At 63.6% G+C, this 16,371-nt stretch carries 14 protein-coding genes; 4 read left to right on the top strand and 10 right to left on the bottom strand.

Annotation, left to right across the window (positions count from 1 at the left end):
* Window positions 1–6: 6 nt before the first annotated feature.
* Window positions 7–984, top strand: coding sequence for a sugar kinase (locus tag EFB14_RS19215; RefSeq protein WP_183604885.1), 978 nt, complete (start codon window positions 7–9; stop codon window positions 982–984).
* A 12-nt stretch (window positions 985–996) separates the two neighbouring features.
* On the opposite strand, the gene EFB14_RS19210 is transcribed toward EFB14_RS19215, so the two are convergent.
* A complete protein-coding gene (locus EFB14_RS19210; RefSeq protein WP_126828052.1) occupies window positions 997–2,322 on the bottom strand; it encodes an NAD(P)/FAD-dependent oxidoreductase in 1,326 nt (441 codons plus the stop codon).
* Between the two features lie 235 nt (window positions 2,323–2,557).
* Between EFB14_RS19210 and EFB14_RS19205 the strand changes: the two genes are divergently transcribed.
* Window positions 2,558–3,034, top strand: coding sequence for an Lrp/AsnC family transcriptional regulator (locus tag EFB14_RS19205; protein WP_008532606.1), 477 nt, complete (start codon window positions 2,558–2,560; stop codon window positions 3,032–3,034).
* Window positions 3,035–3,089: 55 nt separating this feature from the next.
* Here the strand turns inward: EFB14_RS19205 and EFB14_RS19200 are convergent, their stop codons facing one another.
* The 7 genes from EFB14_RS19200 to EFB14_RS19170 form a co-directional block, all read right to left on the bottom strand.
* Complete coding sequence (locus EFB14_RS19200; protein WP_126828476.1) at window positions 3,090–4,745, bottom strand: ABC transporter ATP-binding protein; 1,656 nt, start codon at window positions 4,743–4,745, stop codon at window positions 3,090–3,092.
* A complete protein-coding gene (locus tag EFB14_RS19195) occupies window positions 4,745–5,599 on the bottom strand; it encodes an ABC transporter permease (protein ID WP_125844570.1) in 855 nt (284 codons plus the stop codon). The genes EFB14_RS19200 and EFB14_RS19195 overlap by 1 nt, the downstream gene beginning before the upstream one ends.
* Entirely contained in the window at window positions 5,596–6,546 is a 951-nt protein-coding gene (locus EFB14_RS19190) for an ABC transporter permease (RefSeq protein ID WP_126828050.1), read from the bottom strand. Before EFB14_RS19190 ends, EFB14_RS19195 begins: the two co-directional genes overlap by 4 nt.
* 85 nt (window positions 6,547–6,631) lie before the next feature.
* Entirely contained in the window at window positions 6,632–8,242 is a 1,611-nt protein-coding gene (locus EFB14_RS19185; RefSeq protein WP_126828048.1) for an ABC transporter substrate-binding protein, read from the bottom strand.
* 78 nt (window positions 8,243–8,320) lie between these two features.
* The gene (locus EFB14_RS19180; protein ID WP_126828045.1) at window positions 8,321–9,034 is read right to left on the bottom strand and encodes an HAD-IA family hydrolase; all 714 of its coding nucleotides are present in this window, start codon (window positions 9,032–9,034) and stop codon (window positions 8,321–8,323) included.
* Window positions 9,035–9,270: 236 nt separating this feature from the next.
* Window positions 9,271–10,647: an aspartate aminotransferase family protein gene (locus EFB14_RS19175; protein ID WP_126828043.1), complete on the bottom strand. Its 1,377-nt coding sequence runs from the start codon at window positions 10,645–10,647 to the stop codon at window positions 9,271–9,273.
* 14 nt (window positions 10,648–10,661) lie between these two features.
* Entirely contained in the window at window positions 10,662–11,498 is an 837-nt protein-coding gene (locus tag EFB14_RS19170; protein ID WP_126828041.1) for a GNAT family N-acetyltransferase, read from the bottom strand.
* Window positions 11,499–11,814: 316 nt separating this feature from the next.
* On the opposite strand from EFB14_RS19170, the gene EFB14_RS19165 reads away from it, so the two are divergent.
* Window positions 11,815–12,483, top strand: a complete 669-nt coding sequence (locus tag EFB14_RS19165; RefSeq protein ID WP_125844558.1) for a haloacid dehalogenase type II — start codon at window positions 11,815–11,817, stop codon at window positions 12,481–12,483.
* A 15-nt stretch (window positions 12,484–12,498) separates the two neighbouring features.
* Window positions 12,499–13,773: an NAD(P)/FAD-dependent oxidoreductase gene (locus EFB14_RS19160; RefSeq protein WP_126828039.1), complete on the top strand. Its 1,275-nt coding sequence runs from the start codon at window positions 12,499–12,501 to the stop codon at window positions 13,771–13,773.
* Window positions 13,774–13,840: 67 nt separating this feature from the next.
* On the opposite strand, the gene EFB14_RS19155 is transcribed toward EFB14_RS19160, so the two are convergent.
* Both EFB14_RS19155 and EFB14_RS19150 read right to left on the bottom strand, forming a co-directional pair.
* On the bottom strand, window positions 13,841–15,298 hold the full coding sequence (locus EFB14_RS19155; RefSeq protein WP_126828037.1) for an NAD-dependent succinate-semialdehyde dehydrogenase: 1,458 nt from the start codon (window positions 15,296–15,298) through the stop codon (window positions 13,841–13,843).
* Between the two features lie 24 nt (window positions 15,299–15,322).
* A complete protein-coding gene (locus EFB14_RS19150) occupies window positions 15,323–16,363 on the bottom strand; it encodes a tartrate dehydrogenase (protein WP_126828035.1) in 1,041 nt (346 codons plus the stop codon).
* Window positions 16,364–16,371: the final 8 nt, after the last annotated feature.

Genomic DNA, 16,371 nt, shown 5'->3' with positions numbered 1-16,371 from the left:
GAGATTCTGATGGCTTCTTCCGCCTTTGATCCGCCTTCCGGCCCGCCGCGCCGCGTCCTCTGTGTCGGCGCGGCGGTTCTGGACACCCTGTTTCGCGTGCGTTCGCTGCCGACCGGCCAGGGCAAGATCCTGCCCTACGAGATGCTGCAGGTCGCCGAGGGCATGGCCTCGAGCGCGGCATTCGCGGTCGCCCGCCTCGGCGGTCACGCCAGCCTCTGGGGCGCGGTCGGCGACGACGCCACCGGCGACCGCATCCTGACCGAGCTCGGCAAGAGCGGCATCGACACGGGCAGCATGCTGCGGGCGGAAGGCGCGCGCTCGGCCGTCTCGACGATCCTGATCGATGATCGGGGCGAGCGCCTGATCGTGCCCTTCTACGATACGCGGCTGCACGACACGGTCAGGTCGGTCGCGGCAGGGGATGTCTCGTCCTTCGATGCGGTGCTGGTCGACGTGCGGTGGCCGAAGCTTGCGCTGGCGACGCTGCTCGCGGCAAGGGAGGCGGGCAAGCCCGCAATCCTCGACGGCGACGTTGCCGGCGACGGCGTGATCGAGATGCTGGCGCCGGCGGCAAGCCACATCGTCTTCTCCCAGCCGGCGGCCGAGCGCCTTGCCGGAGCGACGGATCTGACGGAGATCGTCGGCCGTCTGAAACGAAAATACGACCAGGCCTTCGTCAGCGTCACGTCAGGCGAAAACGGCTCGTATTGGTTCGATGACACCACGAGCGAAATCCGTCATCTCACTGCGCCTGACGTGAAGGCCGTCGATACGCTGGCGGCCGGCGATATCTTCCACGGCGCTTTCGCGCTCGCGATCGCCGAAGGCATGCCGATCGAAGAGACGATGCGATCGTCGTCCATGGCGGCAGCGCTCAAATGCCAGGTATTCGGGGGCCGCATCGGCGCTCCGAGCCGGGCGGAAGTCTGCGATGCCCTGCGGGATTGGAACGTCAGGTCGGTCAGCGCACCTCATATCCCATGATGCCCAGCTCGTCTAAAAATCAGCGACCTGGCCCCAGGCCGATGTCTTGAACCGCTTCGGATGATAGGGCCTGGGATCGACGATCGGCGTGTCGCCGCTGACGATATCGGCGATGAGATGGCCGGCGCCCGGACCGATGCCGAAGCCATGACCGCTGAAGCCGGCGGCCAGAATGAAGCCGGGTATATCAGTGATCTCGCCGATCCCGGGCACTCCATCCGGCGTGCTGTCGACATACCCCGCCCAGGCGGCGGTAATTTCAGTGGTTCTGAGGTCGGGCAGAAGCTCAAGCGCGCGTGCGTGGGTCCGCTCGATCGTCGCCTGATCGACCTTTGGATCGAGAATGCGCATCCGCTCCATCGGGGTGGGTGCGTCCAGACGCCATCGCCTCAAGGTTTCGTGGCCGGATCTCATCCCCTCCCATCCGCCGGGCGCCAGGCTTCGCCAACGCCGGATGAACATCGGCAGAAACTGCGGCGCGTAGCGGAATTGCTGCGGCGTCAGGTCGACGCGGCCGCCGCCGCTGATGGCAAGCGTATAGCCGCCGTCGCCGCGGCGCGTGGCTGAGACGGCGGAGGTGTGCAGCGCATCCGGCAAGGCTGCGGCGGGCGGTGAAACCGAAAGGATCGACGAGCGGATCGAGGCCTGCGGGAAGCGGATGCCGAGCTGGTGGCAGAAGGACGAAGCCCAGGCGCCGCCGGCAAGAACCGCGGTCTTGGTGCGAATGGTGCCGTGTTCGGTGACGACGGCGGAAAGCCGCCCGCCCTCGGTTTCGATGCCGCGGGCGGCACAGGATTGGCGCACCGTGCCCCCGAGCTTCAGGATCGCGCGCGCAACGGCCGGAGCAGCGTTCGCCGGGTCGGCCGTCCCGTCGGTGGGGGAAAAAACGCCGCCCTTCCACGTTTTGCCGGTCGCGCGGCCGCGCTCACTCGCCTGGGTGCCGTCGAGCATATGGGTGGTGACGCCCGCGGTGCGGGCAAAGTCGCGCCAGCGCGCCCAGCCGGCGAGCTCTTCGTCGCTGTTGCTCAGATAGAAGAGTCCACAGCGGCGAAAGCCCGTATCCTCACCGGATTCGGCTGCGAAGCGTTCCCACAGGTCGAGGCTCTTCGTCGCCATCGGCAGCTCCCGCGCATCGCGGTTCTGCTGGCGGCACCAGCCCCAGTTCCGGCTCGACTGTTCCGCGCCGATCCGGCCCTTCTCGACGAGAACGACCTTCTGGCCCCGCAGCGCCAGGTAATAGGCCGTGAAGACGCCGATGATGCCGCCGCCGATCACCACGGCATCGGCAGCCGCGGGAAGTGTAAGGGGTGACTCAACGAGTTTCAGCGGTGCGGGCATGAGGCGGTCTCCGGTTGCGACATAATCTAGCGGGGTTTGCCGATGTCGCGTTGCTGGAGTTCGACCGGCCGGCAGCACAACATGCCGTCTTGCCGGAAGCACGCAGACAGTTGTGCTTCGCGCCGGCCAGCAAAACAAAATAGACAGGGAGGCGCAATGTGTTACCCTCAATCAAGGGAAGGCGACAGCATAATCTGCCGCGTCCTCCACCTGCTGTAACCCGAAAAGGTGCTTCGTGAAACTCGATCGAATCGACGTCAAGATCCTCCACGAACTGCAGAAGAACGGGCGCATCACGAATGTGGAATTGGCAGACCTCGTGGCGCTGTCCCCGAGCCCCTGCCTGATGCGGGTGAAAAAGCTGCAGGCGGAGGGCTACATCGAAGGCTACTCGGCACAGATCAACGTCGGCAAGCTCGGCCAGACCCTGACGGTGTTTACCGAGATCACCCTGAAGAACCACCGGCAGATCGATTTCGCCCGCTTCCTGGCGGCGATCGAAAAGGTCGAGCAGGTCATCGAGTGCCATCTCGTGTCCGGCGGCTACGACTACCTCGTCAAATTCGTTACGTCGGGGATCGGCGAGTACCAGACGATCATGGAGCGTCTCACCGACATGGATGTCGGCATCGACAAATATTTCAGCTTCGTCGTCCTGAAGTCGCCGATCGTCAGGGCGCATATGCCGCTGACGAGCCTGTTTCCGCTTTAGGACAATACTCCGCTACACGAATGGTCCTGCGCTCACAGGTGCTGGGGGCTGTGTCTTACCCCCTGCTGTAGGCGCGCACCAGTTCCGGATCCTGCGTCAGCCCGTCGAGCCAGGCCGGATCAAGCTTCGGCACCGAGGAGAAGAGCAGCTGGGAGTAGGGGTGCTGGGCCGCCCTGATCTTCGCGGGCGTGATTTCCTCGACCTTCCTGCCGTCATACATCACGACGATCTCGTCGCAGATCGCCTCCACCACCGAAAGATCGTGGCTGATGAAGATGTAGGAGAGGCCGAGCTCCCGCTGCAATTCCTTGAGGAGATCGATCACGGCGGCGGCGACCACGGTGTCGAGAGCCGAGGTAATCTCGTCGCACAGGATCAGTTTCGGATCGGCGGCTAGTGCCCGGGCGAAGTTCACGCGCTGCTTCTGTCCGCCTGAAAGCTCTGCCGGCCGGCGATGGCGAAGGCTGCGTGGCAGGCGGACCATGTCCATCAATTCGTCGATGCGCACGCTGCGCGCCTTGGCCGGCATGCCGTGGTAGAAGACGAGCGGCCGGTCGAGTATGTCCTCGACCGATTTTGCCGGATTGAGCGCCGTATCGGCATATTGAAAGACGATCTGCATCTCGCGCAGCTGATCGCGCGAGCGTTCGCGGGCGCTGTGGCCGAGTTCCTTGCCATCGAAGACGATCTTGCCGAAGGCGGCGGGCAGGATGCCGGCGATGGTGCGGGCAAGGGTGGATTTGCCGCAGCCGGATTCGCCGATGATGCCGAGATTGCGCCCTTTCTCGACCTTGAGGCTCACCTGCTGGACGGCGCAGACCAGAGGCCGGCCATCGGCCTGGCGCCGGCCGTAACCGGCGATGACGTCTTCGATCGTCAAGAGCGGCGCCGGCGCTGCCTTGCCATCGGCTTCGGGATTGCGGGCCTTCGGCTCGAAAGCGGCAAGCAGTTCGCGGGTATAGGGATGTTTCGCCGCGGTCAGGATTTCTTCCGTCGTGCCGGTTTCCTGGACCTCGCCGCCCTTCAGCACGACGATGCGGTCGGCGATCTGGGCGACGACGGCAAGGTCGTGCGAGACGTAGACGCCTGATATGCCGCCTTTCTTCATGGCCGATTTGAAGGCGCGCAGCACTTCGATCTGCGTCGTCACGTCGAGCGCCGTCGTCGGCTCGTCGAAGATCATCAGCTTCGGGTCGCCGATCAGGGCCATGGCCGCCGAAAGGCGCTGCAGCTGGCCGCCGGAAACCTGGTGGGGGTAGCGTGTGCCGATGATCTCCGGTTCGGGCAGGGAAAGCGCCCGGAAGAGTTCGACCGCCCGACTTCTCGCCTCCTCGGCCGGCATCAGCCCGTGGATGCGTGTGACCTCGATCACCTGATCCATGATTGTGATGGCGGGGTTGAAGGCGGCGGCGGCCGATTGCGGCACATAGGCGACCTCGGTGCCACGCAACCTGGCGCGCTGCTTTTCGCCGAGCCGGACCATATCCTTGCCGGCAAGCGAAACGCTACCGCCGGAAATGCGACAGCCCGGCCTGGAATGTCCCATCAGGCTTAGCGCGATGGTCGTCTTGCCGGAGCCGCTTTCGCCGATCAGTGCGACGATCTCGCCCTCGGCGATGTCGAGGCTGACGCCCCGGATGATTTCGACGCGACGGCCGGAATCGGTGGTGGCTTCGACCCTGAGGTCGCGGATTTCGACGAGATTGGCCATCATTCGCTCCGATCTCGAATTTTCTGCGGCAGGTTGTCGATCAACAGGTTCACGCTGATCGTGAGGCTGGCGATCGCAAGCGACGGGAACATGACGGCGGGAGCCCCGAAAGGCAGGCCGCCGATGTTTTCACGCACGAGCGCCCCCCAGTCCGCATAGGGTGGCTGCACGCCGAGCCCCAGGAAGGAAAGGCCGGAGAGCAGGAGGACGATGAAGACGAAGCGGAGCCCAAGATCGGCAAGCACCGGCCCCACGATGTTGGGCAGGATTTCCGAGCGGATGAGATACAGCGTGTTTTCGCCGCGGATGCGGGCGACAGTGATGAAGTCCATGGAGTTGACGTTGACGGCAAGCGCCCGTGCGAACCGATAGGACCCTGGTATGTAGATCACCGAAAGCGTCAGGATCAGCACGGGAATCGACGAACCGACGGCAGCGACCACGACAAGGCCGAAGAGCTTGCCCGGGATGGAATTCAGCGCATCGAGGAACCGAGAGAGCAGGGTATCGAGCCAGCCTCCGGCGACGGCTGCGATCATTCCGAGCACGACGCCGCTGAAGCAGGCGATGGTCACCGCCGCCAGCGAGATGCCGACCGTATAGCGCGCGCCCATCAGGATGCGTGAGAAGACATCGCGGCCGAGATAATCCGACCCCATCCAGAACTGCTGGGACATCGGACCGAAATAGTCGGTATCGACGATCTCGCCGACGGGGTAGGGGATCAGCAAAGGCGCGAAAATCGCGATGAAGGCCCAGACGAGAATGACGGCAAGCCCGAGCAGCCCGACGAGATTGAAGCGGTAGCCGGGCCGGCGTGTCACGGCGGGACGTTGTTCGATATGGGATGTCATCGCAGCCTCGGATTGGAAAGAATGGCGACAATGTCGGCAAGCGTGATCAGGATCAGGTAGCCGAGGCAGAAGATCATCGCGCAGCTCTGGATCAGCGGCAGGTCGCGTGTGGCGACCGCATCGACCATCAGTTTGGCGATGCCGGGATAGTTGAAGATGGTCTCGACGATGATCACCCCGCCAAGGAGATAGGACAGCGACAGGGCGATCGCGTTGACGATCGGACCGAGGGCATTGGGAAGGGCGTGCCGCAGAACGATGCGGGTTCGCGACGCGCCTTTCAGCAGAGCCATCTCGACATAGGGCATGTTCAGCGTCTCGACGACGGCGGCGCGCGTCATGCGGATCATCTGCGCCGAAACGACGAAAGTGAGCGTGATGACGGGCATGGCGTAAACGCGCAGCATATCGGCAAACGAGTGGACTTCATTGGCAAGCGACAACGCCGGCAGCCAGCGGAGATAGACGGCAAAAATCAGCACCGCCGAAGTCGCCACCATGAACTCGGGCACTGAAATCACGCCGATGGTCACGATGGTCACGATCCGGTCGTAAACGGAGCCGCGCAGCATCGCGGCGGTGATACCGAGCGTCAGCGCGATCGGCACTGAGAACAGCGCGGTCACGCCGGCGAGTTTCAGCGTGTTGACGAAGCGGCCGCCGATCAGCTGGCTGATCGGCATGTCGTTGGCATAGGACGTGCCGAGATCGCCCGAGAGCAGGCCGAAAAGCCAGCTGAGGAACCGCAGGAAAGCCGGCTGGTCCAGATGCATGGCCTTGCGCAGGCCTTCGACGGCTTCGGGTGTTGCCGCCTGCCCGAGAAGGATCGTCGCCGTGTCGCCCGGCAGCGTCGTCGTGGCGAAAAACACGGCGAAGGAGACGATCATCAGGGTGATCAGGGCGATGAGCAACCGGCTCGATATGAGAGACAGCACCTCTTTGTTCACGCGCGCGCTCCCTTTGGCATTGAGACTAATATAACGCGGGGGAAAGCGGGCCGGGGACAATTTTCGTCCCCGGCTGCTCTCTTTATCAGGCTTCGAGCCAGACATATTCCGCGAAGGCGTAACCCATCTGGCCGCCGAGCGGGCTGGGTTCCAGGCCTTTGAGCTTGGCGGAGGTCGCGTCGACGTTGGAGAGATAGGCCGGAATGATCGTGCCGGCCTGCTCGGCGATCATGCCCTGCATCTCGTTATAGATGGCTTTGCGCTTCTCCTGGTCGAGCAGGCCGCGCGCCTCCAGCAGCATCTTGTCGAATTTCTCGGACTTGTACTGGCTTTCGTTCCAGGGCGCGTCCGAGGCGTAGAGCAGAGAGAACAGAATGTCGGGCGTCGGGCGCGGATTGATGTTGCCGAAATGAACAGGCGCCTTGAGCCAGTAATTGTCCCAGTAACCGTCCGACGGAACCCGCTGGACGTCGAGCTTCATGCCGATCTCCGCACCCGAGGCCTGGATGATCATGGCCATGTCGATCGAGGAGTTGGCCGCTTCCGACGCGATCATCGGGATCGACTGTCCGAGGACGCCGGCCTTCTGGAACAGGAACTTCGCCTTGTCGGGGTCGAAGGATTTCGGCTTGAGATTGGCGTCGCGATAGAAGTTGACCGGAGAAACCGGCTGGTCGTTGCCGACTTCGCCAAGGCCCCGCAGCGCCGACTTTACGATCTGCTCGCGATTGACGAGATATTTCATGCCTTCGATGAAGGACTGCTTGCTGCCCGGCTCCATGTCGAGGCGGATGTTGAGATTGGTATAATTGCCGGATGTCGTCTTCGACAGCACGAAGCCGGCGCCCTGGCTCTCGACCAGACGCATCGAGCGCGGATTGATCGAGGCGGCAAGATGGATGTCGCCCGACAGCAGCGCGTTGACGCGGGCATTGTCGTCGCTGATCGCGAAATATTCGAAGGAATCGACGTTCGGGCCGGATTTCCAGTAGTTCTTGTTCTTGATGCCGACCGAGCGCACGCCAGGCTCGAATACTTCCCTGACGAAGGCGCCGGTGCCGTTGGCCTTGGAAAAATCGGTGGTGCCGGCAGCGACGATCATGAAGTGGTGCATCGACAGGATCGTCGGCAGGTCGGCGTTCGGATTGGCGAGCGTGATCTCAGCGGTCTGTTTGTCGACCGCTTTTACGTCGGTGATCTGCGCGGCGATCTTGGCGACCTTGGAACCAACAGCCGGATCGAGGTGACGCTTCAGCGAGAAGACGACGTCATCAGCGGTCAAGGGCTTTCCGTCATGGAAGGTCACGCCGCTGCGCAGCTTGACTGTCCAGACTTTGGCATCCTTGGATTCGATCGCCTCGGCAAGCTCCATCTGCGGCGTGCCCGACTTATCGAGGAAGGTCAGGCGATTGTAGAAGGAGCAGCAGCGCACATAGTCGGTCGAGAGCGAGGCCTTCGCCGGGTCGAGCGTGTCGGCCGTCGAGGACGACCAGCCGGCCGCCTTGAGGGCGCCGCCGGCAACGGGGGTCGCCGCGACCGCCTGTGAGGCGCGGCCGAGGATCAGGCCGCCGGCCGACATCGCGACACCGCCTGCCAGCATCATCTGCAGAAGCTCCCGCCGGGTTGCTCCGCGGCGGATGGCGTTTTCGATCTTTGCGTCGTCCGACGCAGTCCAGTTGGTGATTTTATCGGTCATGTCATTCCCCTTTTGTCGTCTGGTTGGGGGGCTGCCCGTCTCCACGCGGGCTTGGCCCTGGTCGGGTCTTCCCGCGGATCAGCTCCGCGCTGCGGCCACGGCCTCGGCGAGGCCTGCCATGGATGCAAAGTGGTAGTCGGGTTCGGTGAATTCGGCGGGTTCGATGGTGCCGCCATATCCTTTCTGCGCATGGCGGCGCTCGATCCAGCAATTGGTCATGCCGAGCGCGCGTGAGACGCCGATGTCATGATACTGGCTCTGGGCCACATGCAGAATATCGCTTTTGGACGCGCCTTCGCCGGCCACGAAATCGAAGACGCTCTCGAAGAAGGTCGGATCCGGCTTTTCCGTGCCGGTGTCGTCAGCCGTAAAGGCGGCGTGGAACGGGTTGCCGAGTTCGGCGGAAAAACAGTCGAACGCCCAGCGGCGGGCATTCGTCATGGCAATCAAGCGGTAGTCGCGGGCAAGCCGCTCCATCGCCGCCGCGCTGTCGGGAAATGCCTTCCAGGTTCTGGCGGAATCGCGCAGGCGCTCGCCATAGCGCTTATCGACCGGCAGCCCGAGATCGGGCGCGATTGCGAGATAGACGCGCACGAGATCGTCGGGGAAGAGAGAGGCATCTTCGCTGTAGCGGGCGGCGCGATAAAGCGTCAGCGCTTCTTCGCCGTCGATCGTCACGCCGGCTTCGGCCGCGATCTCCTGAAGGCAGGACGTGAGGCCGCTCTCGAAATCGATCAGCGTTCCGACGACGTCGAAACTCATATATTTGAATTCAGGCAGAGACTTCGTCATTTCGTGTCCCCAGTGTCAGGCGAAGCGGCATGGACTGCTGCGCTTCGCAAAATTTATGTCGTTCCCGGCCCGGCTTGGCCCGGGTCCTTATGATGAAGCCCCCAATTTCTGTGGGTCCGTGGCTTCTCTTCACTTGGAGTTTGGCACCTTCTCCGCATCGTTTGCGCCGAATAGACGCCGTGATGCGGCACAAAATTCCGAATATCGGCATCCGGCGGTATTTCGCCGGCTGCGGTTCAATCCCTCAACGCCCGCCTGACGTCGGGGTCCTCCAATGTCTGGTCGAGCGTCTTGGCGGTTTTCTCGAGGATCGCGTCGATGTCGGCATCGGTGCAGCAGAGCGGCGGCGCATAGCCGAGAACGCCGTTGGCGAAGGCGCGGATCACCAGGCCGTTCTCCCAGGCGCGGTCGAAAATGCGCCGGGCGGGCTGCGTCTCGGCGGGAAGCGGCGTGCGGGCCGTCTTGTCGGTCACGAGTTCGATGGCGGCCAGCATGCCGCGTCCGCGCACGTCGCCGACCAGGGGGTGATCCCGCATCGCCTCGAGGCCCGCCATCAATCGGGCGCCTGCCTTGACGCCATTCTCCAGCAGGCCGCCCTCATAAAGCTTCAGCACTTCGAGGGCGACGGCGGCGCTGACCGGATGGGCGGAATAGGTATAGCCGTGACCGACCGCAGAAGCGCCCGCGCCCTCGGCGATCGTCTGGTAGACGTGGTCGGCCATGAAGACCGCGCCCATCGGCACATAGCCCGAGGTCAACCCCTTGGCTGTCGTCATGAAGTCGGGAACGATATCCTCCTCCGAGCAGGCAAACAGCGGGCCGGTACGGCCGAAGCCGGTGATCACCTCGTCGGCGACGAACAGAATGTCGAGCTCGCGGCATAGGTCGCGCATGGCCTTCAGCCAGCCCTTGGGCGGCACGATGACGCCGCCCGACCCCTGGATCGGCTCGACATAGAAGGCGGCGACGCGGTCGGCGCCGATCGCCTCGACCTTGGCGCGGAGCGCGGCAAGCGATGCCGCGATGATCCATTTCGGATCGTCGCCGGCGGGATTGCGATAAGGGTAGGGAGACGGAATCTTGTGCTGCCAGTCGAAAGGAATGCCGAAGCCGGCGTGGAAGTTCGGCAGCGCGGTCAATCCCGCTCCGACCGTCGAGGAACCGTGATAGCCCTGCTCCAGCGAAATGAACTGGTCGCGCCGCGGCTTTCCGCGGGCGATCCAGTAATAGCGGATGAAGCGGATCGTGCTGTCGACGGCGTCGGAACCGCCGAGCGTGAAATAGATATGGTTCAGATCTCCGGGCGCGCGCTCGGCGAGCTCGGCGGCAAGGCGGATGGCGGGTTCGGAACCCAGGCCAAAATAGGCTGTCGCATAAGGCAGCTCACGCATCTGGCGCGTTGCGGCCTCGACGATCGATTCGTGACCATAGCCGGCATTGACGCACCAGAGGCCGGCGAAGCCGTCGATCAGCTGGCGGCCATAAGCGTCGGTCACCGTCGCCCCCTTGGCCGAGGCGAGAACCCGCACGCCCTGCGCTTCATGACCGCGATAGGAGGCAACGGGATGAATGAGATGGGCGCGGTCGAGCTCGATGAGAGAATTGCTGTACATTGATGTCTCCTGCCTCAGCCGAGGGCCTGATTGACGAGGGCGAAAGTCGTGGCCGCCGGATCGGCGCCGCGAGGGATTGGCGGCTTTGCCATGGCGATCCCGCCTCCGACATGGGCAAGACCCTGTGCGGCAAGCCAGGGCGCAAGCCCGGTATCGACTGTTGTATCGACCCGCAAAAATTGCCCGGGGCGCCGGGCGATGAAGTGGGCGACAAGGGCTTTGGCATCGTCGAGGCCGGCGGCGACGACGGGACCGATGACCTCGCCGCGGCCGAAAGCCCGAAGCGCGGCGAAGCCGCAAACGCGGCCGTTCCGGCGCATCACCGCAAATTCGCCTGATGCCGCGAGGTAGGAGAGCAGCCGCCTGCGATCGGCGCCGAAGGCGCTGCGGTCCAGTTCGACGATTGCATCCATGTCGCCTTCGGTCGCCGCTTCCGTCCCCGGCGAAGCGGCAATCTCTCCCGCCACGCCCTGGTGCTGCCGGATGGCGCCCGTCTTCTGGAAGCCGAGTTTTTCATAGAGCGGCAAACCTTGCTCGGTCGCGACCAGCCGGAGGGGGCGGCTGCCCGCGATCTCCAATGCGGCATCCATCAGCTTGCGGCCAAGGCCGCGCCCACGCATGGATTCGTCGACGATCACCATGTTGATGGCGGCGCAGTCGGCCTCGTAGCTCGTCGTCAGCACGGTTCCGACGACGCGGCCCCCTTCGATCGCAACGGCGCCTTTGCTCAGGATAAAGGCCATCTGCCAATCCTCCAGCCGGTGCGGCCAGCCCGCCTGCCGGGAGAGCTGCACTGCGGCCTCCAGGTGTTCGGAGCCGAATGCCACGAGATCGATCTGACTTGTCTGCATTGCGATGTCCTTCATCTCTTGCCGGCAAGTGTGGTGCAGGATCGACCGGCAGATCGTCTGAAGGCGCCGCTCCCGGCAGTATCTTATAGCGTTGCCCGGATGGCCCGCCGCATCTTATGCTGGCAGGCGCTGTGACTTCACAAACCTCTCCGCCAAAACGAGCCATGGCGGCATCGGCCGCACGCAACCTTCTGCCAAAGCCGGCTCAGGATACGAAACATTCTGCTTCGGCGGTCCGGATTTCAGTCGAGCGGACCGCTGGACCGCGGCCTATGATGAAGGCAGGCGCAACAGCTGGAACATTCAGGACACCCTCATGGCTCACTTCCGTCCGAAATACATCACCTTTGACTGCTACGGCACGCTGACGAACTTCCAAATGGCCGAAGCCGCCCGCGATCTCTATGGCGAGCAGCTGAGCGAACCTCATATGGTGGAGTTCATCAGGAACTTCGCCGCCTATCGTCTCGACGAGATCCTGGGCGACTGGAAGCCCTATAACGAGGTGGTGCACAATTCCCTCGAGCGGGCCTGCAAGCGCAACGGCATAATATTCCGCGAGGAAGCCGCACGGATGGTCTATGAGCGCGTGCCGAGCTGGGGACCGCATGCCGACGTTCCCGCGGGCCTTGCAAAAGTCGCCAAGGAAATCCCGCTGGTGATCCTTTCCAACGCCATGAACGCGCAGATCATGTCGAACGTCGAAAAGCTCGGGGCGCCCTTCCATGCGGTCTATACCGCTGAGCAGGCCAATGCCTACAAACCGCGCTTCCAAGCCTTCGAATACATGTTCGACATGCTGGGCTGTGGCCCTGAGGACATTCTGCATTGCTCGTCGTCCTTCCGCTACGACCTGATGTCGGCCCATGACCTCGGGATCAAGAACAAGGTGTGGGTCAATCGCGGCCACGAGCCTGCCAACCCCTATTACGGCTATGTCGAAATCGCCGATATTTCGGGCTTGCCCGGCGTCGTCGGGCTTTGAGGGAGAGCCGCGGCGATGAAGCTCCAATCCTACTGGCACGATACTGCCCCGGCCTTCGCCAACGCCACGCAAGGCCCTGTGGAAGGTCACTATGACGTTGCGGTCGTCGGCGCGGGCTTTACCGGGCTTGCCGCGGCACGCCAGCTCGCCAAGGCGGGTGTCCGCGTCATCGTGCTGGAAGCCGAAACGGTCGGCTGGGGAGCCTCGGGGCGTAACGGCGGCCATCTCAACAACGGCCTTGCCCACAGCTTCCTTACCGCCAAGGCCGAGCTCGGCAGGGAGCGCGCCATCGCGCTCTACAAGGCGTTCGATGCCTCGATCGACACCATCGAGGCGATCATCGCCGAGGAGGGGATCGACTGCAATTTCCGCCGCGCCGGAAAGCTGAAGCTCGCATCCAAGCCGCAGCATTACGATGCGATCGCCCGCAATTTCGAAGCGGTCCACGCGGAAGTGGATGCCGAGACGGCCCTGCTGTCGGCGAGCGATCTGAAAAGCGAGGTCGGCTCGGCCTTTCATGGGGCGATGCTGTCGAAAAAGAGCGCCATGATGCACATGGGGCGCTATGTCGTCGGACTGGCGGAGGCCGCCAGGCGCCATGGTGCAACGATCGTCGAAAAGGCTGGCGTCACCGACCATCGCCAGGTGGACGGCAAACATGTGCTGAAGACGGCAAAAGGCGTCGTGACGGCGGATCAGGTGCTGATCGCCACGGGAGCCTATACGACACCCAATTTCGGTTATTTCCGCCGCCGCATCATCGCGGTCGGCAGCTTCATCATCGCCACGCGGCCGCTGACGGAAACGGAAATCGCGGCAACGATGCCCGGTAACCGCACCTGCGTCAACTCGATGAACATCGGCAACTACTGGCGCCTGGCGCCTGATAACCGGCTGATCTTCGGGGGGAGGGCGCGCTTCTCGGCCACCTCGGATCAGCGCTCCGATGCCAAAAGCGGCGCGATCCTGCATGACAGCCTCAGCCGGATCTTTCCGCAGCTTGCCGATGTCGGGATCGACTATTGCTGGGGCGGGCTGGTCGACATGACCAAGGACCGATACCCCCGCGCCGGATACCAGGACGGCGCCTGGTATGCGATGGGCTATTCCGGCCATGGGGCGCAGCTCTCCACCCATCTCGGAATGACGATCGCCGACGCGATCCTCGGCCGCCCGGACCATAATCCGCTCAAGGGACTGGAATGGCCCGCGGTTCCCGGCCACTTCGGCAAGCCCTGGTTCCTGCCGCTCGTCGGGCTCTATTACAAGATGCTCGACAAGATCCGGTAAGCCGGCTGCGTCTTTCTCCATCTGGGGATCGAGGGGTTGCGAAAAGCAACCCCTCGACTTTTCCTGTTCAGGCGAGCCCGCCGATATGGAAGGACTTTATTTCCAGATATTCCTCGATGCCCGCCTGTGCGCCTTCGCGGCCAAGCCCCGACTGCTTGACGCCGCCGAAAGGGGCGACCTCGGTCGAGATGGCCCCGGTATTGAGGCCGATCATGCCGAACTCAAGCGCTTCGCCGACCCGCCATGCGCGCTTCAGGCTCTCGGTATAGAAATAGGCGGCAAGGCCGTAGGGCGTGCCGTTGGCGATCGCCAGCGCCTCTTCCTCGCGCTCGAAGCGGAAGAGTGGTGCGACCGGGCCGAACGTCTCTTCGCTGGCGAGTTGCATTTCGGTGGTGGCGCCGGTGAGCACCAAGGGCGCGGTATATTGTCGGCCCGGCGGCAGCTCCGCCCTTCTGGTGACGATCGCAGCACCCTTGGCGAGCGCATCCTCGACATGGCGATCGATCTTGGCGATCGCCGCTTCGTTGATCATCGGGCCGATCGCAACGCCTGCTTCCGTGCCCGGGCCGACCTTCATCCTGTCGACGCGGGCCGCGAGCTTTTCGGCGAAGGCGTCATAGACGCCTGTTTGGACGAGAATGCGGTTGGCGCAGACGCAGGTCTGGCCGCCGTTGCGGAATTTCGAGGCGATCGCGCCCTCGACGGCGGCGTCTATGTCAGCATCGTCGAAGACGATGAAAGGAGCATTGCCGCCAAGTTCCAGGGAAAGCCGCTTCACGCTGTCGGCCGCACCGCGCATTAGCAGCGAGCCGACGCGGGTTGAGCCGGTGAAGGAAATCTTGCGAACCGTCTCGTTGGCCATGATTTCGTCGCCGATCCCGTCGGGCAAGCCGGTGACGATGTTGATCACACCGGCCGGAATGCCGGCCTTTTCGGCAAGCCAGCCGATGGCGAGCGCCGAATAGGGCGTGAACTCGGAGGGCTTGATGACGACGGTGCAGCCGGCGGCAAGAGCCGGCGCCACCTTGCGGGTAATCATCGCATTGGGGAAGTTCCACGGCGTGATGATGCCGCAGACTCCGACCGGCTCCTTCAGGACGACGATGCGACGATCAGGCGTCGGCGAGGGGATGGTGTGGCCGCCGATGCGGCGGGCTTCCTCGGCAAACCATTTCACGAAGGAAGCGCCGTAGCGGATTTCACCGCGCGCTTCATCGAGCGGCTTGCCCTGTTCGGTGGTCAGGATCAGCGAGAGATCCTCGATATGTTCGATCATCAGGGCGTGCCAGGCCTCCAGGAGCGCGGCGCGCTCGGCATGCGTCCTCTTCTTCCACGGGCCATAGGCTGCTTGCGCGGCCTCGATAGCGGCGCGCGTTTCGGCCGCGCCCATGTCGGGCACCGTCCCGATGACCGTTTGGGTAGCCGGATCGATGACGTCGACGCTGTTGCCGGAAGAGGCCGGAATCCACTTTCCGCCAACAAGTGCCTGTTGCCGGAAGAGGCCGGCTTCCTTCAAGTTCTGCATCTATCTATCCCCTGGTGAAGAAAATCAAAGCTGAGCGAGAATGGCGGCGGTGATCGCCTCGGTCCTGTCCTTGCCCTGGATCGTGCCGATGCCGCCGGCGGTCGTTCGTTCGATCGCGGCCATGATGGCGCCGGCCGCGGCCTTCTCGCCGAGATGTTCGAGCATCATGGCGCCGGACCAGATGGCGGCGATGGGATTGGCAATGCCGAGATGGGCAATGTCCGGGGCCGATCCGTGCACGGGTTCGAACATCGACGGCGTGCTGCGATCCGGATTGATGTTGGCCGAGGCGGCAAAGCCCAGCCCGCCCTGAATGGCGGCGCCGAGATCGGTGAGGATATCGCCGAAGAGATTGGAGGCGACGACCACGTCGAGGCTTTCCGGCGCCATCACCATGCGGGCCGCCATGGCATCGATGTGGTAGCTCGTCACCTCGACATCGGCATATTCGCCGGCAAGCTTGCGGGTGACCTCGTCCCAGAAGACCATCGAAAATTTCTGCGCGTTCGATTTCGTCACCGAGGCGAGCTTGCCGCGGCGGGCGCGCGCCTGTTCGAAAGCAAAGCGCAGGATACGCTCGACGCCGGTGCGGGTGAAGATCGACGTCTCCACAGCGACCTCGTCCGCCGTGCCCTGATGGACACGGCCGCCGGCGCCGGAATATTCGCCCTCGGTGTTTTCGCGGATGCAGAGAATGTCGAAGCCTTCGGACCTTAGCGGTCCCTTGACGCCCGGAAGCAGGCGGTGAGGCCGGATATTGGCATATTGCACGAAGCTCTTGCGGATCGGCAGCAGCAGGCCATGCAGCGAGACCGAATCCGGCACCTCCGCCGGCCATCCCACAGCGCCGAGCAGGATGGCGTCGAAGCCGCGCAGCGTCTCGATGCCGTCGGCCGGCATCATCGTGCCGGTTTGCTTGTAGAAGGCGCAGGACCAGGGGAACTCCTGGCCGTCGAGCGTAAAGCCGGCCTTATCGGCCGCCTTCTCAAGCACCGACCAGGCGGCGGCGGTGACATCGCGCCCGATGCCGTCGCCGGGGATGAGAGCGATCCGGTAGGTTGTCATGGCGATAT

The organism is Rhizobium fabae, assembly GCF_003985135.1.
GTDB classification, from domain to species: Bacteria; Pseudomonadota; Alphaproteobacteria; order Rhizobiales; family Rhizobiaceae; genus Rhizobium; species Rhizobium pisi.
This window is presented reverse-complemented; position numbering and strand designations above follow the sequence as displayed.

Bases quoted from the DNA above. Each gene is read 5' to 3' on its own strand.
- EFB14_RS19210 (WP_126828052.1), bottom strand. From the start codon at position 2,322: ATGCCCGCACCGCTGAAACTCGTTGAGTCACCCCTTACACTTCCCGCG.
- EFB14_RS19200 (WP_126828476.1), bottom strand. From the start codon at position 4,745: ATGGCCAATCTCGTCGAAATCCGCGACCTCAGGGTCGAAGCCACCACC.
- EFB14_RS19195 (WP_125844570.1), bottom strand. From the start codon at position 5,599: ATGACATCCCATATCGAACAACGTCCCGCCGTGACACGCCGGCCCGGC.
- EFB14_RS19185 (WP_126828048.1), bottom strand. From the start codon at position 8,242: ATGACCGATAAAATCACCAACTGGACTGCGTCGGACGACGCAAAGATC.
- EFB14_RS19180 (WP_126828045.1), bottom strand. From the start codon at position 9,034: ATGACGAAGTCTCTGCCTGAATTCAAATATATGAGTTTCGACGTCGTC.
- EFB14_RS19175 (WP_126828043.1), bottom strand. From the start codon at position 10,647: ATGTACAGCAATTCTCTCATCGAGCTCGACCGCGCCCATCTCATTCAT.
- EFB14_RS19170 (WP_126828041.1), bottom strand. From the start codon at position 11,498: ATGCAGACAAGTCAGATCGATCTCGTGGCATTCGGCTCCGAACACCTG.
- EFB14_RS19165 (WP_125844558.1), top strand. From the start codon at position 11,815: ATGGCTCACTTCCGTCCGAAATACATCACCTTTGACTGCTACGGCACG.
- EFB14_RS19160 (WP_126828039.1), top strand. From the start codon at position 12,499: ATGAAGCTCCAATCCTACTGGCACGATACTGCCCCGGCCTTCGCCAAC.
- EFB14_RS19155 (WP_126828037.1), bottom strand. From the start codon at position 15,298: ATGCAGAACTTGAAGGAAGCCGGCCTCTTCCGGCAACAGGCACTTGTT.
- EFB14_RS19150 (WP_126828035.1), bottom strand. From the start codon at position 16,363: ATGACAACCTACCGGATCGCTCTCATCCCCGGCGACGGCATCGGGCGC.